General features: G+C 40.8%; 25 protein-coding genes. 19 read left to right on the top strand and 6 right to left on the bottom strand.

Annotation, left to right across the window (positions count from 1 at the left end; all coding sequences use genetic code 11):
* Positions 1-96 precede the first annotated feature (96 nt).
* Positions 97-969: a DNA integrity scanning protein DisA nucleotide-binding domain protein gene (locus RE474_RS04055; RefSeq protein WP_309311703.1), complete on the bottom strand. Its 873-nt coding sequence runs from the start codon at positions 967-969 to the stop codon at positions 97-99.
* Positions 970-1,108: 139 nt separating this feature from the next.
* Here RE474_RS04055 and thpR point away from each other — a divergent pair, with 139 nt between their 5' ends.
* Complete coding sequence (gene thpR / locus RE474_RS04050; RefSeq protein WP_309311702.1) at positions 1,109-1,651, top strand: RNA 2',3'-cyclic phosphodiesterase; 543 nt, start codon at positions 1,109-1,111, stop codon at positions 1,649-1,651.
* Positions 1,652-1,674: 23 nt separating this feature from the next.
* On the opposite strand, the gene RE474_RS04045 is transcribed toward thpR, so the two are convergent.
* Positions 1,675-2,694 carry an FAD:protein FMN transferase gene (locus tag RE474_RS04045; RefSeq protein ID WP_309311701.1) on the bottom strand — a complete coding sequence of 340 codons (1,020 nt, stop codon included), beginning with the start codon at positions 2,692-2,694 and terminating at the stop codon, positions 1,675-1,677.
* A 107-nt stretch (positions 2,695-2,801) separates the two neighbouring features.
* On the opposite strand from RE474_RS04045, the gene RE474_RS04040 reads away from it, so the two are divergent.
* The 11 genes from RE474_RS04040 to RE474_RS03990 all read left to right on the top strand — a co-directional run bounded on the left by RE474_RS04040 (position 2,802) and on the right by RE474_RS03990 (position 11,587).
* A complete protein-coding gene (locus RE474_RS04040; RefSeq protein WP_309311700.1) occupies positions 2,802-3,206 on the top strand; it encodes a hypothetical protein in 405 nt (134 codons plus the stop codon).
* Positions 3,207-3,219: 13 nt separating this feature from the next.
* A complete protein-coding gene (mmcA, locus tag RE474_RS04035) occupies positions 3,220-4,707 on the top strand; it encodes a methanogenesis multiheme c-type cytochrome (RefSeq protein ID WP_309311699.1) in 1,488 nt (495 codons plus the stop codon).
* Positions 4,708-4,719: 12 nt separating this feature from the next.
* Positions 4,720-6,069, top strand: coding sequence for an Rnf electron transport complex subunit RnfC (rnfC, locus tag RE474_RS04030; protein WP_309311698.1), 1,350 nt, complete (start codon positions 4,720-4,722; stop codon positions 6,067-6,069).
* 2 nt (positions 6,070-6,071) lie between these two features.
* Entirely contained in the window at positions 6,072-7,088 is a 1,017-nt protein-coding gene (rnfD, locus tag RE474_RS04025) for an Rnf electron transport complex subunit RnfD (protein ID WP_309311697.1), read from the top strand.
* Complete coding sequence (gene rnfG / locus RE474_RS04020) at positions 7,081-7,650, top strand: Rnf electron transport complex subunit RnfG (RefSeq protein WP_309311695.1); 570 nt, start codon at positions 7,081-7,083, stop codon at positions 7,648-7,650. Before rnfD ends, rnfG begins: the two co-directional genes overlap by 8 nt.
* Positions 7,651-7,654: 4 nt before the next feature.
* Entirely contained in the window at positions 7,655-8,269 is a 615-nt protein-coding gene (gene rnfE, locus RE474_RS04015; RefSeq protein ID WP_309311693.1) for an Rnf electron transport complex subunit RnfE, read from the top strand.
* Position 8,270: 1 nt separating this feature from the next.
* Entirely contained in the window at positions 8,271-8,858 is a 588-nt protein-coding gene (gene rnfA, locus RE474_RS04010) for an Rnf electron transport complex subunit RnfA (protein ID WP_309311692.1), read from the top strand.
* Positions 8,855-9,655, top strand: a complete 801-nt coding sequence (rnfB, locus tag RE474_RS04005; RefSeq protein ID WP_309311691.1) for an Rnf electron transport complex subunit RnfB — start codon at positions 8,855-8,857, stop codon at positions 9,653-9,655. Before rnfA ends, rnfB begins: the two co-directional genes overlap by 4 nt.
* 4 nt (positions 9,656-9,659) lie before the next feature.
* Positions 9,660-9,992 (top strand): DUF4870 domain-containing protein, encoded by a 333-nt coding sequence (locus tag RE474_RS04000; RefSeq protein WP_309311690.1) that lies wholly within the window; start codon positions 9,660-9,662, stop codon positions 9,990-9,992.
* A 129-nt stretch (positions 9,993-10,121) separates the two neighbouring features.
* Positions 10,122-11,084, top strand: coding sequence for a replication factor C small subunit (locus RE474_RS03995; protein WP_309312202.1), 963 nt, complete (start codon positions 10,122-10,124; stop codon positions 11,082-11,084).
* Positions 11,081-11,587: a COG2426 family protein gene (locus RE474_RS03990; protein WP_309311689.1), complete on the top strand. Its 507-nt coding sequence runs from the start codon at positions 11,081-11,083 to the stop codon at positions 11,585-11,587. The genes RE474_RS03995 and RE474_RS03990 overlap by 4 nt, the downstream gene beginning before the upstream one ends.
* Positions 11,588-11,669: 82 nt before the next feature.
* On the opposite strand, the gene RE474_RS03985 is transcribed toward RE474_RS03990, so the two are convergent.
* Both RE474_RS03985 and RE474_RS03980 read right to left on the bottom strand, forming a co-directional pair.
* The gene (locus RE474_RS03985; RefSeq protein WP_309311688.1) at positions 11,670-11,882 is read right to left on the bottom strand and encodes a histone family protein; all 213 of its coding nucleotides are present in this window, start codon (positions 11,880-11,882) and stop codon (positions 11,670-11,672) included.
* 165 nt (positions 11,883-12,047) lie between these two features.
* On the bottom strand, positions 12,048-12,485 hold the full coding sequence (locus RE474_RS03980; protein ID WP_309311687.1) for a flavodoxin domain-containing protein: 438 nt from the start codon (positions 12,483-12,485) through the stop codon (positions 12,048-12,050).
* Between the two features lie 231 nt (positions 12,486-12,716).
* On the opposite strand from RE474_RS03980, the gene RE474_RS03975 reads away from it, so the two are divergent.
* The 4 genes from RE474_RS03975 (at position 12,717) to RE474_RS03960 (ending at position 15,981) form a co-directional block, all read left to right on the top strand.
* Positions 12,717-12,992, top strand: a complete 276-nt coding sequence (locus RE474_RS03975) for an ion channel (protein WP_309311686.1) — start codon at positions 12,717-12,719, stop codon at positions 12,990-12,992.
* A 96-nt stretch (positions 12,993-13,088) separates the two neighbouring features.
* Positions 13,089-14,396, top strand: a complete 1,308-nt coding sequence (locus tag RE474_RS03970) for a Single-stranded DNA binding protein (RefSeq protein ID WP_309311685.1) — start codon at positions 13,089-13,091, stop codon at positions 14,394-14,396.
* Entirely contained in the window at positions 14,396-15,265 is an 870-nt protein-coding gene (locus RE474_RS03965) for an RPA family protein (RefSeq protein ID WP_309311684.1), read from the top strand. The genes RE474_RS03970 and RE474_RS03965 overlap by 1 nt, the downstream gene beginning before the upstream one ends.
* 128 nt (positions 15,266-15,393) lie before the next feature.
* On the top strand, positions 15,394-15,981 hold the full coding sequence (locus RE474_RS03960) for a hypothetical protein (protein WP_309311683.1): 588 nt from the start codon (positions 15,394-15,396) through the stop codon (positions 15,979-15,981).
* Between the two features lie 27 nt (positions 15,982-16,008).
* Here the strand turns inward: RE474_RS03960 and RE474_RS03955 are convergent, their stop codons facing one another.
* Together RE474_RS03955 and RE474_RS03950 are read right to left on the bottom strand one after the other, a co-directional pair.
* Positions 16,009-17,001 carry a sensor histidine kinase gene (locus RE474_RS03955; RefSeq protein WP_309311682.1) on the bottom strand — a complete coding sequence of 331 codons (993 nt, stop codon included), beginning with the start codon at positions 16,999-17,001 and terminating at the stop codon, positions 16,009-16,011.
* Positions 17,002-17,192: 191 nt separating this feature from the next.
* Positions 17,193-18,116, bottom strand: coding sequence for a beta/alpha barrel domain-containing protein (locus RE474_RS03950; protein WP_309311681.1), 924 nt, complete (start codon positions 18,114-18,116; stop codon positions 17,193-17,195).
* A 398-nt stretch (positions 18,117-18,514) separates the two neighbouring features.
* Between RE474_RS03950 and RE474_RS03945 the strand changes: the two genes are divergently transcribed.
* From RE474_RS03945 to RE474_RS03935, 3 genes are all read left to right on the top strand, one after another.
* Complete coding sequence (locus tag RE474_RS03945) at positions 18,515-20,350, top strand: cation:proton antiporter domain-containing protein (protein ID WP_309311680.1); 1,836 nt, start codon at positions 18,515-18,517, stop codon at positions 20,348-20,350.
* A 201-nt stretch (positions 20,351-20,551) separates the two neighbouring features.
* The gene (locus RE474_RS03940; protein ID WP_309311679.1) at positions 20,552-21,478 is read left to right on the top strand and encodes a replication factor A; all 927 of its coding nucleotides are present in this window, start codon (positions 20,552-20,554) and stop codon (positions 21,476-21,478) included.
* Position 21,479: 1 nt separating this feature from the next.
* On the top strand, positions 21,480-22,046 hold the full coding sequence (locus tag RE474_RS03935) for an RPA family protein (RefSeq protein WP_309311678.1): 567 nt from the start codon (positions 21,480-21,482) through the stop codon (positions 22,044-22,046).
* Positions 22,047-22,050: the final 4 nt, after the last annotated feature.

Raw genomic sequence — 22,050 nt, 5'->3', positions numbered from 1 at the left:
TCAGACGTGTCGTTCTCGTATTCAGGAACAGTAATTAAAATAGATTTTGAAAGTAAACGATCCATATTATTTACTTTGTAATCTGTTACTAAGCTATTAGAGAAAGCGTACAGCTCTCTCAGTTGATTCGATATACATAAGCTCTTTCCCATCCATGTAGATGTGGATGACTCCGCCTGATTGTGAAACTGTGATTGCAATGGATACGGTATCTCTTGTGATCGCTGCTGCGGATACATGACGTCCTCCAAGACCTTTTTCAACGGCAATTTCTCTTGCGTCCACATCCAGATATCTTCCGGCAGCTTCGACAATGCCTTCTTCCGATATGACAAAAACGCCGTCAAGCTGGGCAAACTCTTTTACAGATTCCCAGTTCTTCCTGTCTTTCAGATCACAATCGGATTCTTCCTGGCCTGCATAGGGATTTAAGATCATCTGGTGTGAGCGCATCATGACCTCTTCTACATCACCGACAATAAAAGCAGTGCCTATCTGTTTACCTTCACGTCCAGTGTTAGAAATATCAAAAGCAATTTTCAGAACGGCACGCAGGACCTCCGGGGCAACCCTCTCCTCACATTCCTTCATTTTCTTCACAATAACATTATCTTCAAGGTTGTGGACAACGATTGCATATGAGTCCTTGCTTTCGATTATGCCTATAATGGTTCCTTCGCTGATCTCTTCCATTATGAGTTCGATTGCAGAGATATTTTCCACATGTTCGATTTTTCCGGCAGCCTGCTGACCTATTTTATCCAGAATCTCTTTTGTTTTCTCTTCCTTGGTTTTGCTGCTTGCTACAAGGTGATCAATTATATTCTTTTGTTTGCTACTTGCAAAGTATACAGGAATTCTAGTCTCAGGCTTCTCAAAATTTGCTTCTCCTGATATTATTATTGCCGTTGACTTCAGCTCTTCTGCAAGCTTGACAGCAGTGTTGACAACTACCTGTGCACTGTCCAAATTATCCCCTCTGTTTTTGTATCAACAATAAAACTACTAAAACATAAGATATTATATATGCTCATTTTATAAATAACACATGTTTAGCAGCGATATAAATTTATGTCCTCAGTATAAATGATAATTGGTGATATGTGTGGTGAGAGCTTTTGTTGCGGTAGACCTCCCTGTGGAGTTGCATGAAAAGATTACCGAAATTCAATTGAAGTTCAATGAATTCAAATTCAAGTTTGTCGATCCTGATCTGGTGCATGTTACCATGAAATTCCTTGGTGAAGTACCGGAAAATCAGATCCCTGATATCTCAAAGGCACTCGACAGTGTGAAATGTGAACCATTCACTTCCCGGGTAAAAGGTATTGGAGTTTTCCCAAAACCTAAATTTGCCAAGGTCATCTGGCTTGGATGTGAAGGTAACTTTGATGTGCTTAATGAGCAGATTGAAAATTGTCTTTCATCTTTTGAATTTGAGCCTACTCTTCATCGGTTTAGTGCCCATGCCACTCTGGCCAGGGTGAAATATCTTCCTAAAAAGAAAAAAACAGAATTCCTTGAACTGCTTGATGAGCTGAAGGATTTTGAAATCGGTTCAATGGATGTGAGTTCCATCAAATTGAAAAAGAGTACATTGACCCCAAAAGGGCCTATTTATGAGACCCTTCATGAGGTCAGCCTGCAATAATACAGGCAAATCTTACTTATTTTTTAATTGCTTTCATAGGTAGAGAATCCTGAAGACTTTATAATCTCCTTATCATTAGTTATGATAAGACATTCCACACCGTCCAGTTTCTCAATCATTGCAAGTCCATCCTTTTCTCCAAGTATGAATACGGAAGTTGCAAGAGCATCTGCATCCATTGCTGTTCCACCAATAACAGTGCTGCTTATCATGTTACTTGACGGGTATCCTGTTCTCGGGTCTGCTATGTGTGAGACCTTTGCTTCATCACTGAAATACCTCTCATAATTTCCGCTGGTTGCTACAGCAACATCCTGGATGTTCATTATGGTTACTGCATCTTCACTTTTATCAGGATTCTGCAAACCTACTCTCCACTGAGTTCCATCAGGCTTTGTACCGATGTATCTTCCGTCACCACCTGCATTTACAAATCCTGAAGTAATTCCGTCACTTTTCAGTGATTCTATAGCAGCATCAACTGCATATCCTTTTGCAACGCCACCAAGGGTTATTTTCATTCCTTCTTTCATAGAAACATTGTTTCCTTCTACTATTATTGCTGAATAGTTAACAAGTTTCAATGTTTCATTGATCTCATCTGGCGTAGGTGGCTGGTTAGTTCCACCGGGTGCATATTTGCTGGCCCATAGATCCAGTATTGGCTGAATTGAGATGTCAAAGGCTCCATTGCTTTTTTCAGAATAATATTTGGAACGATTGATCACATTGACAAGTTCTGGATCTGCATTAGTTACTTCGTCCTCTTTGTTGAGAATGCTGATCTCACTATTATTGTCGTAGTTGTTCATTAATTCGTCAACATATTTTATTTTTTCAAAAGCATTATCGATTGTCTCAGTAGCAGATGTTTCATTGGAACTTACGACTGTGATAGTTACAGTAGTATCCATCAGGCTTCTGGTTTGTGAGTAAATCTGTTGTTCAGGAAAACTCTGTGAATTCAGGTCCTGAACATAATTTATCATTAATAATCCTGTGAAAACCGCAATCAGTACAATGGCAACAGTTTTATACCTCATGTAATATGAAAAGATATAACTAAATATTAAACCTATGTACCGCGGATAGGAAGGAAGCAAATTTCCTTCTATTATATTTATTATATTCATCCAAAGGAAGTAATAGAATGAGCAATCCCAGCACAGGATCAGGTACGGGAACAAGTTCAAGCAAGGATAAGTACCTTGTTGTCGCTCTTCATGAATTAGTGGAAGAATACGGCTGGAGAGGTATAGAGAAGCACTTTGGTTCTGTAAAACATCATATTATTTACATAAAACCAGGTTCTCCTCTGGATAAAATTGAACTTAAAGCCAATGTACTTGGCAATCATATGGATGTGGACTTTTTAGGAGTAACTCCTCAAAAAGGTCTTCTTGATAAGGTTTTTGACTTTAATGTCAGAGTAGTGCGAAAGTCATTCGAAATAAGCAAATACGTTTCAAATGACATGAAAATAACCAATGAGCAGGATTTGAGAAACACCGTTGTTGTTGTAATCAAACAGCTTGAAGAAGTCGCAGAGAAATGACACGAGGTAAATTATGGCTAAATTAAATGTAATTCTTATAGGTATCCTCGTTGTGATGTTCGCTGCAGCTGGTGTGTATGCGTATGTAGGCAGCACCGGCAATGAAGCTATGTCTGCTCATTACATGACTGAACAGACATGGTCTGACAGTTCATGCAGTGGTTGTCACGCAGGAGTATACGAGGAAGTATCAACATCATCTCATGTTGAGCAGGACCTGAAAAAGTGGACCTCTATCATGGATTATGGTGTTGATGTTGACAGCATTGATGAAGATACAATGGCAGTAACATACGGACAGGTTCACCCCGGTGGTGGATACATGTCAGATTATGGTGTTGACATTGACTGTATGGCCTGTCACAACCAGGTTGGTTATGACTTTGAGGCACGTGCAGAAAGCATAGCTTCAGGTGACTTCGAGAATGCAAACGAAGCAGCAATCGAAGAATCAAGTGAAGAGATAAAGAGTGATACACTTTACATGGCAAGTTACATGCTTGATGTTCTGGCACCACTCCCACTTGTAACTGAAGTTCATGATGAGGTAAACGGTGCTCCAAGCAAGGCACTTTGTGGTAGCAACTGTCACACTGCTGACATTGAGACAACTGCTGTTGCATGGACTCTTGAAGATTCAGCTTCTTATGATGTTCACGATTCAGTAGACTGTCAGGAATGTCACGTGACAGAAGATCATAACATCGGCAGCCGTGAATATCTGTTCACATCTGAAGGTGCACATATGGAATCTGAAGTTGGTGTATTGGAATGTGACTCATCAGGATGTCACGAAGGTATCTCACACGGTACAATAGCTGATGGTCACCTTGAAACAGTAAGCTGTGAGACATGTCACATCCCGGCATTACCAGGCTCAGATGCTACCGGTACTCCGGTACTGAAGTCATTCAGCTGGCAGAACGGTGTCCGTGAAGATGTCACATATGATTCCGAGTTCACTCCGACAATCTCATGGTCATCAGGTGTAAATTATGATGCATTGCCAACAGCTCAGGAGCAGACCGACGGTTCCATGCTCAAACCATTTAATGTGATCACAGGTACCTGGTGGGACGAAGGAATTGATGCAGCAGTTGTTGCAGATCCGAATAACAGTTCATCCATTGGCAATCCGATAGCTCCGGCAGAAGTCCTGAAGGCAGATGCAGATGGTAATGGTAATGTTACAGAAGAAGAGATCCGCTCATATGACGGAAATGCAGATGGAAACGCAGATTATCCAAATGCGGTCATCAGGCATGTTGAGTTGTATTATCAGGTCAGCCACAATATTGTAAGTTCAAGTGTAGGTCTTGAGGACCCGCTTGTATGTGCAGATTGTCACGGTAGCACTGCAACAGCTATTGACTGGACATCTCTCGGATATGAAAAGGATCCGGCAGTAAGTGATCCTGAGGAAGATTTCACCACAAAGACTATTGAGGTAACTATTGCAAATGCAAAACCAACAGAAGTCGAAAGGGAGCCTGCATTCTAAGGAGTTGATAATGTGGAAATCAAGAAATTAGATACATTACCGGAAAAGATCATTATTCCGCTCAGGCAGCACAGGGGTGCTGTCTGTGAACCCCTTGTGAAGAAAGGTGACAGGGTTCTCATTGGACAGAAAATAGGTGAAAGTGCTGAATATCAATCTTCTGCAGTTCACTCAAGTGTCTGTGGTGAGGTCATTGCCATAGAAGAGGCAGCTCATCCGGATGGCAACAAGGTGATGAGTGTTATCATCCAGCCTGAAGACAGCAATGAAAGTGTTGCATTTTCAGCATGCAAGGATGTAAAGCCGGATCAGCTTGCAAAGTTCATTAAGGAATCAGGTATAGTAGAACACTACGGAATACCAACCCACACAGTCCTAAGACCAAAGGGTAAGAAGATCGATACTGTACTTATCAATGCAACATCATCCGAATGGATCGGTGGTACTTTCAAGACTCCTGGAGATTATGCTTCCCAGATGCTAGATGCCTTAAAACTTCTTATGAAGGCAGCAGGCGCTAAGAAAGGTGCTATCGTATTGAGGACTGATGATAAGGAATCAATCGATGCATTTGAAGGAATTGAAGTTAACAAAAAGAAGCTAAAAGTAGCTCCTCTTATCGGAAGCCGCAATGTAGGCTACTATTTCAATGAGCAGAATTCAGACATTGTTATTGTTTCCCAGGAGCGTATCTTTGGTAAAAAGATCCTTAATTTCTTCACTTACAGAGTAACAGGAAGAAAGGTCAAAATCGGCTGTGATCCAACAGATGTAGGAGTTGCTGTTTGTGGAATCAAATCTGCAAAAGCACTTTATGATGCAGTTCAAACCGGTGTTCCATTCTATGATACTGTTGTTTCAGTTGAAGGTGTTTCTAACAAGATGGAATATATTCTTGTAAGAATCGGAACACCATTCAAGGATGTTATTGATTCATACGGTTACACTGGCGCAATTGGTAAGATCATTGCCAATGGAGTAAGGACTGGTGTGGCACAATATACTGATCAGGTTCCTGTAACAAAAGGAACTACCAGAATAACCATCCAGAAACCAGAAGAGGTTATCAGGGATGAAGCAATAGAATGTATCCACTGCGCACGCTGTGTGGATGTCTGTCCTGTAGAACTTATACCAAGCCGCCTTGCTGTAATGGCAGACCAGGGTCGCTTTGACGAAAGCAGACAGATACACGTTGAGAACTGCATTGAATGTGGTGACTGTGCAGCAGTCTGTCCTTCCAAGATTCCAATATTACAGCTTATCAGGTATGCAAAGGATGCAATTGAGATGGCATACGAAGACTTACCTGAAAAAGAGTCATCCAATCTTAAAGTTGGATGTGGCTGTGGAGGTGAGTAAAAATGACATATACAATTTCAGCTCCTCCTCATAAGAAAACAAAATTAGATTTCAAGACATTAAACTTTAGCAAGATAATTGCTCTGCTTCCGCTTTGTCTTGCAGCAATATACTTCTTTGGCATTCCTGCCCTTGGTATTATTGTTGCTTCAGTGGTGACTGCTGTGGTTACTGAGTTTGCCATACAGACAATTTTCAAGCAAAAAATAACAATTGGCGATGGCCATGCTGCCATGCTGGGACTCATGCTGGCATTACTTATCCCGCCGGAAGCTCCTATATGGATACCAATTTTTGCAGCATTCTTTGCAATAACCATTGGTAAACACGTGTTCGGAGGCATTGGTTCTTACATATTCAATCCGGTTCTTGTTGCATGGATCTTTACAAGGAGTGCCTGGGCATCTTATATGACTCCTGCATCTATTCCTCATATCGGTCAGTTCTCTGATCTTATACTTGAGCATGGTGCAGGTCTTATGGTGGGCGTTTCCCCAATACTGCTTATTGGTGGTGTCTATCTTATCTACAAGAGATATATTGACTGGAGAGTTCCGCTTGCATTTTTTGCAACAATGATAATATTGCCACAGACACTGCTTTTCGTATCAGGTGTAATGGCTCTTGTTCATGAAGGTAGTCTGAATCCATTGATGTACATGTCACAGATGTTTGCACTGCTCAGTCCAAGTCCTGAGCTTTCATATTCAATGATAGGAATCGTCTTCTTCGGAATACTCTTCCTGGCAACGGACACTGCAACATCTCCTGTGACCAAGAAAGGACGTATTGTTTACGGAATTACATGTGGTTTACTTGTCTTCATCTATGGTTACTTCGCTAACTACGTTGATGGATTGATATATGGTATATTCCTTGCAAACTGTGTTGCATCATTTATTGAAATGAACACAATGCCTGCATCATTCGGTACAATGTCATGTGCAGAAAAAGCATACAGGCGTGTAATGGATAAGATCCCATCATCTTTGAAGTTCGAGGTGGTCAACAATGAGTGAATCCAATAAAGAAACCGCTATAATAATCGCAAAAATTGTGATAATATCTGTTGTAGCAGCTCTTTTGTTAGGTCTTACTTATATGCCAACAAGTGCTCAGCTCAAGATCAATGAGGCCAATGCCAAAACCGAGATATTGGCAGGACTTATTTCTGATGCCGCCAGTTTTGATCCTGTCTATAGTGATGCACTTGATGAAGAGGGTAATCCTGTCATTCTCTATTACCGTGCGCTTGATTCTTCGGGTAGTATAATTGGATATGCATTCTTCCAGACTCAGACCGGAGCACAGGGAATGATAGTTGTTGCAGGAGCTGTAGACTCCACGTTCTCCTATGTATTTGGAATGGACGTTCTAAGCCATTCAGAGACTCCAGGACTGGGTGCTAAGATCGTGAATGACGATTTCCAGTCTCAGTTCATTGATGTTCCTCTAGCTTCACTAAGTCTCTCCAAAGATGGTGGAGCAATTGATGCAATAACTGGTGCAACGATATCTTCAAGAGCGGTAGTAGATGCCTTGAATACAAAAATAACTGAAATTGAAGGGGCAGAGGAGTGATATTATGGATCCTTTAAGTGAATTTATACGTGGTATTACAAGGGACAACCCGACCTTCGGCCTTGTCCTGGGTCTTTGTCCTACACTGGCAGTAACCACATCGGTGGAAAACGCCATAGGTATGGCTGCAGGTACTGCATTTGTACTTGTATGTTCGAATATGCTGGTCTCATCCCTGAGGAAACTGATTCCTGCGACAGTGAGACTTCCAATATTCATCATAATCATTGCGACTTTCGTGTCTATAGTAGATATGATAATGGAAGCGTATTCGCCGTCGATGTATGCGGCGTTAGGTGTTTTCATACCTCTCATCGTCGTAAACTGTATCATTATCGGACGTGCAGAAGCTTATGCAAATAAGAATAATGTCTTCTACTCATTCATAGATGGTCTTGGTACATCAACAGGTTTCCTGCTTGTACTAATGCTAATCGGTGGCATAAGGGAACTTCTTGGTACTGGTCAGATAGTGACCTTTGGTTATACTCTGATCAACTTGCCGGTCAATCCTTCAATAACCACAATGATATTGGCACCGGGTGCTTTCCTGACCATCGGAGCATTGATGGGAATTGTGAACTATCAGAAAGAAAAGAAGATGGCAAAGGGTGGTTAAAATGGCAGAAGATGCATTATTCTCAATCTTTATGGATGGTCTGTTCATTAAGAACTTCCTGTTGATCCAGTTCCTTGGATTATGCTCCTTTGTGGGTGTGACCAAAGATATTAAAAGTGCTGCAGGAATGTCAGGAGCTGTCGTTTTCGTCATGGCAATGGCATCAACTGTGTCGTATCTGCTCTACACTTATATTCTGGTTCCGACAAAGATGGAATTCCTTGACCTTATCAGTTTCATTGTTGTTATTGCAGCACTAGTACAGCTGGTAGAGTTCGTTGTAAGGAAAAATATACCTTCTCTATACAGGTCACTTGGTATCTATCTCCCGCTCATTACTACAAACTGTGCGGTGCTGGGTGCTGTAATCCTGAATGAGAATGCAGGTTACAACTTTGCACAGAGTGTCGTATTCGGTACCTCAGCAGGTCTTGGATACACTATTGTTATGCTAATGATGGCCGGTATTAGGGAACGTTCTACATTTGTGAACGTACCTTCAGCAATTAGAGGACTTCCACAGGCATTTTTCATAGCACTGATGCTTTCTATGGCTTTTGTTAACTACTTCTGGGTGATTCCAATATGAGCGAACTGGTAACTTTACTTGTAAAGGCCACAGCCATCCTTGGAGGTCTTGGACTGGCTGTTGGTGTCATGCTTGTAGTGGCATCTAAGAAATTCAAGGTAGAGACAAATCCTCTGGTTGATGAGATTGTTGAAGTTCTTCCTGGGGCTAACTGTGGTGCCTGTGGTTATGCAGGTTGTGCAGACTTTGCAGAACGTGTTGTCAATGAAGGTGCGCCAATCAACGGTTGTCCAGTAGGTGGTTTTGATGTTGCCAAGGAAATTGGTGGCATTGTTGGACAGGAAGTTGCAGAAGGTGAGGAACAGTATCCATTCGTCAGATGTAACGGTGGCCTTAATTGTGTAGATCGTTTCGAGTATGTTGGCTTTGAAGACTGTAAGGCAGTTATGATGCTGTCAGACGGTGAAAAAGGCTGTAATTACGGATGTATGGGCAGAGGTACCTGTGTACGTGCATGTCCTTTCAGTGCTCTTTCCATTGGTGAGGACCGCCTGCCACATGTAAACAAGAACCTCTGTACAAGCTGTGGACTCTGTATCGCATCATGTCCGAATGACATACTTGTGTTTGCAAAGGAATCTGAAAAGGTACATGTACTCTGTATGTCACACGACAAAGGAAAGGCAGTAAAGGAATCCTGTACCGTTGGTTGTATCGGATGTAAGATATGTGAGAAGAGCTGTCCTGAGGAAGCCATCAAGGTAACTAATTTCCTTGCGGAGATCGATCAGGAGAAATGTACTGCATGTGGATTGTGTGTAGAGAAATGTCCACAGAACACAATTTCAATCAGGTGATCATATGACATATAAGACAAAGGTTGGTCTGAACGAAAATATCGTAGCAGCCCTTAGTTATGTAGGATTCTGGATCACAGGGATAATCTTCCTGCTCATTGAGCCGGACAACAAGTTTGTCAGGTTCCATGCAATGCAGTCACTGCTGATATTCCTCCCACTTTCACTTATCATCTTTATAGTGGGATGGATACCATATGTTGGCTGGATCATAGCCGATTTCCTTGGATTCGGTTCATTGTTCTTCATACTGGTGCTTGTTATAATGGCACTTAAGGGTACAATGCTCAAGATCCCTGTTGTGGGCAGTTACGCTTACAAGCTTATTTACCAGTAAAATCAGAAATACGAATTAGCAGGATGCTATCCGGCATAATCCTGCTCATCTTTTTTTTATTACGAAAACTTAAAAAACTACATCTTCCTATTATTGCAGGAATGTACACTTTTATGCGGAGGGTTTGAAATTAAAGAAGAGATATGGATTGAAAAGTATAGGCCCTTTAAGCTTGACGATGTGGTCGGCCAGAAAGAGACTGTAGAAAGGCTCAAATCGTACATCAAAACGAGAAACCTTCCACATCTTTTGTTCTCAGGTCCTCCCGGAGTTGGAAAAACCGCAACTTCCGTGTCAATTGCACGTGAGCTTTTCGGTGAATCATGGCGTGAGAATTTCACCGAGCTTAATGCTTCTGATGAACGTGGAATTGATGTTGTCAGGACAAAGATAAAGAACTTTGCAAAAACAACACCTATTGGCGGTGCAGATTTCAAGATAATTTTCCTTGATGAGGCAGATGCTTTAACATCTGATGCGCAGTCTGCGCTCAGGCGTACCATGGAACGTTACACAAACAACTGTCGTTTCATTCTGTCATGCAATTACTCATCCAAGATTATTGAGCCTATCCAGTCAAGATGTGCAGTCTACAGGTTCCGTCCGTTGTCTGATGAAGCTGTGGCAGAACGTGTAAGATTTGTGGCTAATAATGAGAATCTGGATATTGCAGACGATGGTGTGGACGCTATCAAATATGTTGCACAGGGCGATATGCGAAAAGCTATCAATGCTCTCCAGGCAGCAGCTCTGATTGCTGATACGATCCACAAGGATGCAATATACAAGATTACTGCAACAGCACGTCCGGAACAGGTGAAAGAACTGATCACGACTGCTCTGGAAGGAAGCTTCAGTGCTGCAAGAAAACACCTGGACAGTCTTTTGCTTGAGCAAGGTCTTTCCGGAGAGGACGTTGTGGGCCAGATATACAGGGCTATGTTTGACGTTGATATTCCTGAAAAGAAGATGGTTGAACTGATTGATGTCATCGGTGAGATTGATTTCAGGCTTACAGAAGGTGCCAATGAAAGAATACAGCTTGAATGTCTGCTGGCACACTTTGCATTATCAGGAAAGGAATGTAATTGAGTCTTGAAGCAACAGTACTAGGCTTACTTTCCTCTTTTCCTCATTGGCTTGCAACCATGGTAATCGGTGCATTGCCGGTATTTGAATTGAGGGGAGCAATTCCTATTGCTTTGTTTGAGTTCCATATGAGTCCTGCTTCTGCATTCATTTTTGCAGTATTGGGTAACATGCTTCCTGTTGTTCCTTTACTCCTGTTCCTCGATCCGGTTTCCACTTATCTTCGCCGCTATTCCCTATTTGATAAATTCTTTTCATGGCTTTTCGGAAGAACACAACGTAACCATTCGGAAAGATTTGAGAAATATGGTACACTTGCCCTGACGCTCTTTGTTGCAGTTCCGCTGCCTGTTACAGGTGCGTGGACCGGATGCGCTGCAGCATTTGTTTTTGGTATCAAGTTCCGTCATGCATTTCCGGCAATACTTGCAGGAGTACTAATAGCAGGAGTAATAGTAAGTAGTGTTACATTAGGCGGAATAGGTCTGTTAGACCTCATCAGCTGAACTATGCTCAATGCTGATTTCCATGAAAATAAAATGGTGAATTCCAGAATATAATGGATACTAAAAAGTAGGATATCTGGGATTATTTTCCCAGCATATCTTTTGCAAGGTTGATATCTTCAGCTTTCACTGTCTTTCTGCCAGCGTGTTCTGCGAGCTTGATAGCTTCCCTGGAGATCTCAAGACCGTATTCTTCAAGTATGTCGGTGAGTGCCATTCCTGCGGATTCGCTTACTCTCTGTGCTCCGGCATTTCTTATAACTCTCTCAATAGGTGCAAACGGAATTATTGTCATAAATATCCTCTTATATGAATTATATTTTGAATCTGGTTTAGTATTCTCTAACAACTAGCAAAATAACCTATATATAGTTTTTTAAAGAAAATTCCAAATCAAATCAAGCCTATTTGTCTTTTCAGGGTTATTTGGATATTTCTCTCATTTACGACTTAGATAAAATCACTCTTTCTTTTTCATTTTCTTAGCCAGGTCTTTTCCAAGTCTGATACATTCAGCCAGATCTTTTTCATTTGGTATGTACTGGATTCTTAATACCGGGTCAATTACTTCTACACCAGCCTTTCTGAGTTTTTCAGCAATTAATACAGGTGCTTCCCCGCTCCATCCGTAAGACCCGAAAGCTGCACCCAATTTACCTTCAATCCCTATCTCAATTAATTTGTCCAGAAATTTAGCTATGGGTTCAAGCATTGTGTAATAGAATGTGGACGAACCTATGCATATGGCATCGTATTTTGCAACTTCTGCCGGGTCCCATTCATAAAAACTATTGACATCAACGTCTACATGTTTTTCACGTGCACCTTCAGCAATGGCTTCTGCCATCATTTTTGTACTTCCCTGGGTGCTAAGGTATACTATAGCTAGTCTTGGCATTTATTGACCCCCATAAAATAGCAGAAAACAATTTTTAAAGTTGGCTAAGTGTTTCCTGTACAATTATTGTATGTTCGCATGATATTGATAAATATTTCTCACAAATCATAAATTTGAAGGGAAACAAAAATATTTTATAGGATAACAGATACATTATTGAATGTGAGCTGTTCTATCTTTAAGAATATAATACTAAAAAGTTGTCGTAAGATCTTTCTTTTTGTATTTTTTATGTTAGTTTTGATAGTTTTATCCGGAATATTAGTTTACTTCATAGGTGGCAAAGAATATGGATTTTCATCTTTGTTGATCGCAGTTTACTGGTCTTTTTCCACAGCTTTTACTATAGGCTACGGGGATATTGTTCCTCATGCAGGTTTTGCATATACAATTGGACTATTTTTGCCGATATTTGGTTATCTACTGATAATAATACCATTCCTGATTATTGTATTGGATATCCTTGAATCATTTTATTGTCTCTTGTACACGGTAGTAAAAGATTGAATCTTGTTTCTTATTTTCTCTTCTGTATACAGCTAGTTATCTTTATTGCCAATCAGGGAATACAATTATGGAAACTTCAATTAAAGGAGAATCCCTATGGAAGAGAAAATCGCGCCACATATAGACGAATTAACCATGGCGCTTGGAAACATTAGCAGGGAAGAGATCAGCAGAGAGCTTGACAAACTTTTGAAATATCGGGTTCCTCTGGATGAAGCTAAACGAATGATAAAAAGCAAATATCTTCCAGTTTCATCTAATATTGTAAGTGTCAAAGACCTTTCCCCGGGATTAAATGGCATTGAAATAAGCGGACGTATAATTGATATTGTTGAAAAAACCGTATCAATACAGGGTGAACAGAAAACCATATTTTCAGGAACTCTTGGTGATGGGACTGGCATCTGTTCTTTTACATGCTGGGATGACATGTCCTTAAAGTCAGGTGATGCGATACGCATTAAGAACGCTTATACACGCCTCTGGAACAACCGGCCTGAACTCTATTTTGGAAAAAGATCAACGATAATATACCTTCAGGATGATGAGCTTCCGGAATCGGAAGAGATGTCCCATTCAAATCTCAAAAAACTGGGTGACATTGTTCCTGCAGATGTACTTGTAAGCTCAGTAGTATTGATCGTGGAGATGTATCATCGTGAGATAATGCTCAAAGGTGAGGAAGTAACTGTTGTTGAAGGTGTCCTGGCAGACGAGACTGGTAAACTGCCGTTCACTTCATGGACTCCTCTGGGCGGGCCTGACATTGGTGATTACATTCGTTTTGAAGGCGCATCTGTGAGGATATTCAGGGGTCTTCCATCCATTAATTTCACAGAGACAACTTCCATTGAAAAAATCTCAGATGCAGCAGGACTTCCATTTACAATGGAATCGGTAAATAAGGCAAGTTCTTCTATTCCCATTGAAAAACTCCTTGAGAAAGAAGGAATGTTTGATGTGACAGTCAGTGGTAATATAATATCTGTCAGATCAGGCTCAGGACTTATTGAGCGCTGTCCACAATGCAATCGTGTAACACAGAAATCTTCCTGTCGTTCCCATGGGGAAGTGGAATGTATTACGGACATGCGCATAAAAGCCATTCTTGATGACGGCACAGGTGCAGTTCACCTGATGCTTAACAGGGAACTTTCTGAGACCGTTTACGGTAAAAGCATGCACGATGCTGAGAAAATGGCACAGAGTTCACTTTCCAATGAAGCTGTGTTTGAAGATATGAAAAAAGTGCTTACCGGAAAATATCTTGCAGCCAGGGGGAACTCATCCAGAAATGAATTCGGAGTTTCACTTGTTGCCAGGTCTGTATGGGTTCCTGAAAATAATGTTGAGAAGCGTATTGAAGAACTTCTGGAACGAATGGATGCAGGATGTGATAAGTAATGGTTGAGAGAGAAGTTGCATACAGGATGTTTGCCAGGGAGTTCAATGATTCCCGTTTCCATCTATATTCGTCATCACCATCCGATCAGGATATCTATTCACCTAATTTCCTCATAAGTCCCACAGGGGTTAAAGTAAACAGGGTACTTATTGTGGGTGTTGTTACGGAAGTTGACCGTCTCTCTGAGCAAAAAGGCAGTGAAAGGGATTTGTGGAGAGCACGCATCTCTGATCCGACCGGAGCATTCACTATCTATGCCGGAAGCTACCAGTCTGAAGCATCTGTTTTTCTGTCAACGATACAGGTTCCATCGTATGTGATGGTACTTGGAAAGGTTCGTTCATACGAGCCGGGAGATGGTTCTGTATTTGTTTCCCTGCGTCCTGAGGAAATGAATTATGTTGATGAATCCATCCGTGACAGGTGGATTGTGGACACTGCTGAAATAACGCTTAATCGTCTTGATGAATTTGATAAGTTCTTTTCAGGTGATACCGGTGAAGGAAAACTTATGGACAGGATCCGGACCAGCGGTGTGCCAGATTCATCTGCAGGAGGTATGTGTCTCTCACTTGATTACTACCGCAATGATGCAGAATATTATGATTCATTGAGGGATGATGTAAGGAAAGCTCTCTGTTCAATAAGGAAGTCCGTTGGTACGACTGAAGATATCGATTATGAAGCCGAGGTCCAGTCGATTGCCGAGGAACTTGATGACGGCAACGGATTTGAGTATATTGCTTTTATTAACAAAGCAATATCCATGAATATTCCGGAAAAGCTTGCAGATTCCAAATTAAAGATACTTCTTTCAAAAGGTCATCTTTATGAACCCAGAGCCGGAATTTTTAAAGTGATACATTAGCATTTCGGACTATATCTCTACTATAGGAGTTAGAGCTTTAATGCGATATGCTTAAATATGGCGGAATATTACTCCAGAAGAGTTATTGATACATCTGCTTTGCTTACTCATATAATGAAGGGGTACTTATGGAACACGATGAGATCATAGAGAATGTGAAAAACAGTATAATCCAGATGCAGGGTGTAGGAAACACTCTCCTGCTTAACGAAGAGGACAGAGAGATTATCAGAGAGCTTGAGAAGAAAGCTGATGAAATGACTCTCATGGGACTTGGCAGAGGTGACAATAAAGGTGTAAAAGCAGTTCTGAAGAACGATGTGATATTCGCTTTTACCACTAACATGAATTTCTGCTGGCCCGAAGGTCCGAATGTCATTCTTATGCACGATGGTTGTGTTGTTGGTCAGGATGTAGATGATGAGGCTAAACTTGAAGAAGTTAAAACATGTAAGGATAAACTTGTTATCGGTAATATTGTGATATATGACACCAGTGTCCTCAAAAAGATGGATGTCAAGAACAATCCTCTTATCGTAGTATTGCCTCCAAAACCATGTGCAGACGTAGAGGCAGTTGATAAGGTTTGCAATGTAGTACTTGCTTCCCCTTCCCCACCAAGCGATGAATACCTTAAAGAGAAAATGGGACTTGAGAATCTCCACGGCACAGGTACATTCCTGCTGGGATTCGATTTTGATTGTTCCTGTAATTAATTTCTGAATAGCTGCATTGACAGCTATTTATCTATATTTTTTCTGTATTTTTATTCCGTGATCCGGAGTGGGCAGTCTCACATGGACAGTTGTACCAATTTTGGGTTCACTTTCGATCCATATGTCTCCTTTGTGAGCTTCCACTATGGTCTTTGCAATGTGCAGTCCAAGCCCGTTGCCTCCATAACGCCTTGTTTTTGAACCGTCTATCTGGTAGAATCTTGCAAATATGTTTTCCAGCTCTTCTTCAGGTATTCCAATTCCTTTGTCGATTACCTTTATGTGAAGACTTTTGTAACCTTCATGGATTATCAATTGTATATTCTGTCCGTTCGAACTGAATTTACTTGCATTTTCAAGTATCTGGATCAATGCTTCATTTAGATATTTTCTATCACCTTCAATATATGGGAGATTAGGTCTGATATCAATGGCAACTTCCTGCTCTCTCTGGTTGAGCTGATCAGCTATATCCGCAACAGCTCCCGTTGCAATATCATTAATATTGAGTGTTGTATATGTGTATTCGATATCACCGGACTTAGCAACACTGATAAAGATAAGGGAGTCTATGCGCCTCTCCAGCTTTTCAGATGAATCTATCATCTTTTTAAGTGCTTCTTTTTGTTTCTGGTTAATCTCACCAAGGCTTCCATCATACAGGATTTCAGAATAACCTCTGATTGGTACAAGTGGAGTTTTTAGTTCATGCCGAAGGTTTGCAATAAATTCCTCTTTAATAGCATTAATGGAATTGAATTCTTTTATTGCATCCTTTGTATCATGGTATCGTCTGTAGGCAAATATCAAGGATGCTACCATGATTATTGTGATAGTTATCAGTATCTGACCCATTGTCCAATCTTCAAGTGGAAATGGAATATTTGGAAAAATGTCTGAAAGGTTCATTACCAATGAAAGAAATATTATACCGATTATACCTGTAACAAGAAGGATTGTGTCAGTGACAATCCTTTTAGAGTATTTTTCTTTTCTTAGGTTTATTGATCTTTCATCCATAATGGGCCCGTTTTTTTTAATTAGGAAATCCATTTCCTTTTAATCTATATATAATTATTCTAATATTATTTAATTTTTATTTTTGTAAGAACTCTGTATAGTTTATATTAGGGCCAATCAAAAAATAGTACAAGCTAATTAGTCAATCAAAATAAAAAGGGTGCACGGTTAAAACCATGCAGAAAAAAGAATTATTCTCCGTTGTAGATCTTGAGAGCATCGTCAACAGATGCATCCTCGACAGTAATAGCATAAATTGCGTTACACATTCTGACTGCTTCCTCGAGGGATTTCTGGTGTACGTTCCTTCCTGTTGCATTGCCACATGCACCACTGACGTGGATTTGTGCATAGAGCTTTTCAAGGAATGCTTTTGGATCGTCGCTGGAACCGCCCGCACAAACGACCTTTGTCCTGCCGGCTGCCAGTACAGCTTCCTTGAATGCTTCTTCGGTTGGCATGCCTTCAGCTTTAGGATAGTTCACCTTTACGAAGTCTGCGTTAAGACATGCACCGACACCAGTTGCACCTGCAATAAGGTGTGGGTCTTTCTCATTAGCAACTGCTTCTCCTCTTGGGTATATCCAGAGAACAGTTACCATTCCGTACTGATGTGCTTCGTAGATTAACTGTGCAGCCTGATGGAACATTTCAGCTTCATATTTGCTTCCAAGGTATATGGTGTAACCAATACCAAGAATATTGAGACCACTGTTGTCACGGAACTGTGCAACCTGCTCCATATCATACCACTGACCACTGTATGGGTCATCCTGCTTTGTTTTCACAAGGTGTGATTTGGAGTTGACTTTGACGAGATATGGTACATCTGCATAGTCCATTCCATATCTTGCAATAAGTCCAAGCTGTGTTGCAAAAACACCGATCTTTGAGTTTGCAGCTATTTTGAAAAGGTGCTCAGGATCATTGTCATCTGCAGGGATACCCTCTCCGAAAAAGTCATCGTTGAGGTGTTCAACTTTCTGGTCACCTGCAAAGAGCATCATATTTCCGCTGTTTGATGTGATCTTCATATAATTGTTAATATATGTTTCACGTGCATCCTGTGGTACATCCAGTGGAACTTTAATATCTTCTTCTTTTATTAAGGCCATTTAAATCACTCCGCTTTCTTAATTGGTCTTGTTTTCTAGTACCCTTAATCACGTTTTTCTATTTTAATTGTTGCGTGACTTACACAAATATGAAAATTTACTTTAATAAGTTGGAATCGAACTAACTAATAAATTGATTTATTTAGTATAATTATTTTCCCGCATTGCTCATCCATCAATTAGCAGGGATTAATTCTCTCTGTGCATTCTTCTTTTTTTTCTTCTATAATTTAAGAATACTCATATGCCTATATATATGGGTTTTTAAGTTCTTATTTTAGAGTTCTGCATTCATTAGTATTTTATATTTACAGCCCTATCAGATAATTATTACATGCATAATAATTAATGCATCATCAAACACAATTTAATATTTTGTATATTCCCGGAGCGTAAGTGTGGCCTCAATATTTTTACTTGAGATAGTTGTTTCTGTCCTTTTCATGAGTATGGTCGCGCAGACCCTCAGCAAGCATTTTAAAGTACCAATAATCATGTTTCTCCTGCTGGAGGGCATACTTGTTGGTCCAGAGGTTTTGAACTTTATTGACCCTTCTACCTTTGGTGACGGGCTTACAGCTATTGTATCTCTTTCAGTTGCTATAATAGTATTTGATGGCGGTCTGCATATTGACATAAAAAATATCCGTACAATACAGAAAACTGCTTTCAAACTTACAACTATTGGTGTACTTATTACCTTTACATGTACCACACTGATTACACATATCATACTCGGTGTAGATGTAAAACTTGCAGCACTGTTCGGTGCACTTGTGGCAGCAACCGGTCCTACTGTGATAACTCCACTTGTCAGGAACATACATGTAAATCATAAGGTTGGAAAGATCCTTGAGATAGAAGGTGTTTTCAACGATGCGGCCAGTGTAATTCTTGCTGCATTCATGTTTGAGTGGATAGTTTCCCAGCTTGATGGTTTTAGTGCAGCGTCTTTCATCTTACAAAGACTTGCCATCGGTATTGCCATTGGTCTTGTTAGTGGCAATATTCTCAAGCGCTTTTTGTCCAGTGGTTCCCTGGTAACAGACCAGACTGCCAGATTCTTCACTCTGACACTTGTTGTATTCTCTTATGTGCTTTCAGAACTTCTGGGTAACGAATCCGGTATACTTGCAGTTGCCGTTTTTGGCATCATTACAGGAACTTCTAATATCCCTCATAAGAATGCACTCAAGGAGTTCAAATCAGATCTTGTGATGATGATGCTGTCGATAATTTTCATTTTGCTGGCAGCTATGCTGAAGTTCGAGTACATAATTGGTATAGGTATCAAAGGAATCATAGTAGTATTATTGCTTATATTCCTGGTTCGTCCATTGGCAGTTTTCGGATCAACTGCGAATTCGCGCCTGAGGACAAACGAAAAGTTGTTCATATCATTTATCGGGCCAAGGGGTGTTGTCCCGGCATCCATTGCAACCTACTTTGCTATCAAGCTTGATGCTCTGAACATAATGGGTGGCCAGATGCTTGTAGGACTTGTTTTCCTTACAGTGATTATAACAGTCATAATGACCGGGACTTTGGCAAGAAGAGTAGCTAATCTTTTAGGAGTAATACCCATGGAGATCCTTATTATCGGAGGAGGAGAGGTCGGAAGAATTCTGGCCGAGAGATTTGAGAAACGAGGAGAGAATGTTGTTGTAGTTGATAATTCCGAGGAAAAATGCCAACGCCTGTTAAAGCAGGGAATCCGTGTTGTTCACGGTGATGCCGAAGACATCAGTATCCTGAAAGAAGCAGGTATCGAGAAGGCAAAGTATGTGGTTGCCACAACTGATCAGGATAATACCAATTTGCTGGTTTCACAGATTGCAAAAAGCAAGTTCAACCTTAAGGAAGATCAGATAGTTGCAAGGGTCAACAATGTAGAGAATCTCCATGCATTCTGGGATCTGTCGATCCGTTCCATGAGCCCCCAGATGACCACAGCACTTGTACTTGATAATATGGTTGGTAAGCCGTCTATGTTTTCAATGTGTGAGGTTGGAGAAGAAGGTGAGATTCTTGAGGTAAGGGTCACCAATCCAAAGGTTGCAGGCAAGGCCATAAAGGAGCTCACGCTCCCTGAAAACAGTCTTCTGCTCATGATCAGGAGGGGTGATAAATCCTATATTGCCAATGGTAATCTTGTCCTTGAATACGATGATCTTGTAACGGTCATTGGCGAGGATGACGCTGCAAGAGAAGTTGCGGACATACTTTACAGATGAGGATTACAGAATTATTCTGTTTTCTAATCTCTTTAATTTCCTTTTTTGAATCTGTTTTTTTACATTCATTTTATTTTTATCCGCAAATATTCCTTTATATATTACTTTCATATAGCTTGGAGTCAGGTTATATAGGCCGGACACAATACTAAGTATTGCCTCTCCATAAGATGAAACAAACAAGAGGCTTGAGGATTTGAAATGAAACAATTAGCACAGGAAATTAGTGCCAGGTTCAGCGAACTTGGAGTGGAGATCCCAATCGGGGAAATTGAAGAGCGTCTTGACAAGATGATCAATAAGTTCAAGGTGCCAAGGGAAGAAGCACGCAGAAGCGTTGTTAACTACTTTTTAAAATCATACAACATTAAGAGGAACGAGTTCTATACAGGACAGTCTGAATCTCCTCTTATCAACATTTCCGATGTTGATGATGGCAAGTGGGCAAACATCAGAGGAAAGATCGTCCAGTTGTGGGATAATACACATGAATCCATATCCCAGGTAGGTCTAATAGGTGATGAAACAGGGACTATCAAATTCACAATTTGGGAAAGTGCAGGAGTTTCTCCTGTAGAAGAAGGAAAAAGCTACCTTCTGAAGAATGTGGTTGTGAACGAGTGGAATGGTAAGTTCCAGCTTAATGTTAATAAAAGCAGTTCTATTGAATCTCTTGATGAAGAGATAGAAGTTGGTAATTCCACTGTAGAGTTCAGGGGAGCAATGGTGGATATTCAATCCGGTTCCGGTCTAATCAAGAGATGTCCTGAATGTAACCGTGCTCTTACTAAGGGGGCATGTATGGAACACGGTAAAGTGGATGGAGTTTATGATCTTCGCATCAAGGCAGTCATGGATGATGGCAGCTCAATACAGGATGCAATTCTTAAAAGGGACCTTGTGGAAGAGATTACAGGCATGACTCTGGAAAGTGCAATATCCCTTGCTGCTGATGCTCTGGACCAGGGAGTTGTCCTTGAGAAAATGAAAGATTCACTGGTAGGAAGATATTATAGCGTAAAAGGATCAAGGGTTGACAGGTATCTTATTGTTGAATCCATTTCTCCGATATTCGCATATGATCCATCCGAGCTGGATGAGCTTATTGCAGCTGCAGAGGTGATCTGAAATGGCAGGATACACAAGGGAAGTTGCCAGGAGGGTATTTGCACAGGAGTTCAGGGAATCCAACCTGAGTTTCAAGGATGGTGATGACCAGTATGCTCCACAATATCTTCTCACACCAACCGGTGCTAAAGTTAACAGGATTTTCATAGTAGGGACCCTCATTGAAAAAGAAGACATAGGTACTGATTCAGAGTACTGGCGTGGAAGAGTAAGCGATCCAACCGGTTCCTTCCTCATATATGCAGGTCAGTATCAGCCTGAAGCTGCACAGGTGCTTGCAGAATGTGAGACTCCAGCATTTGTAGCGGTTGTAGGAAAACCAAGCACTTATACCACCAATGAAGGTGATGTACTTACATCAGTAAGACCAGAGTCACTTCACATAGTTGATGGTCAGACAAGAGATATGTGGGTGATCGAAACCGCAAAACGTACTCTTGACAGGATAAAAGAACTGAATGGTTCATCTCCAAATTCCCAGAGAGCAAAGGAGTATTATGATCCTGATGCAAAACATTATTCTTCAATGGTTTCCCAGGCATTGAAGTCCCTGAAGGAAACATATTGAAATT

The organism is Methanolobus sediminis, assembly GCF_031312595.1.
Taxonomy (GTDB): domain Archaea; phylum Halobacteriota; class Methanosarcinia; order Methanosarcinales; family Methanosarcinaceae; genus Methanolobus; species Methanolobus sediminis.
This window is presented reverse-complemented; position numbering and strand designations above follow the sequence as displayed.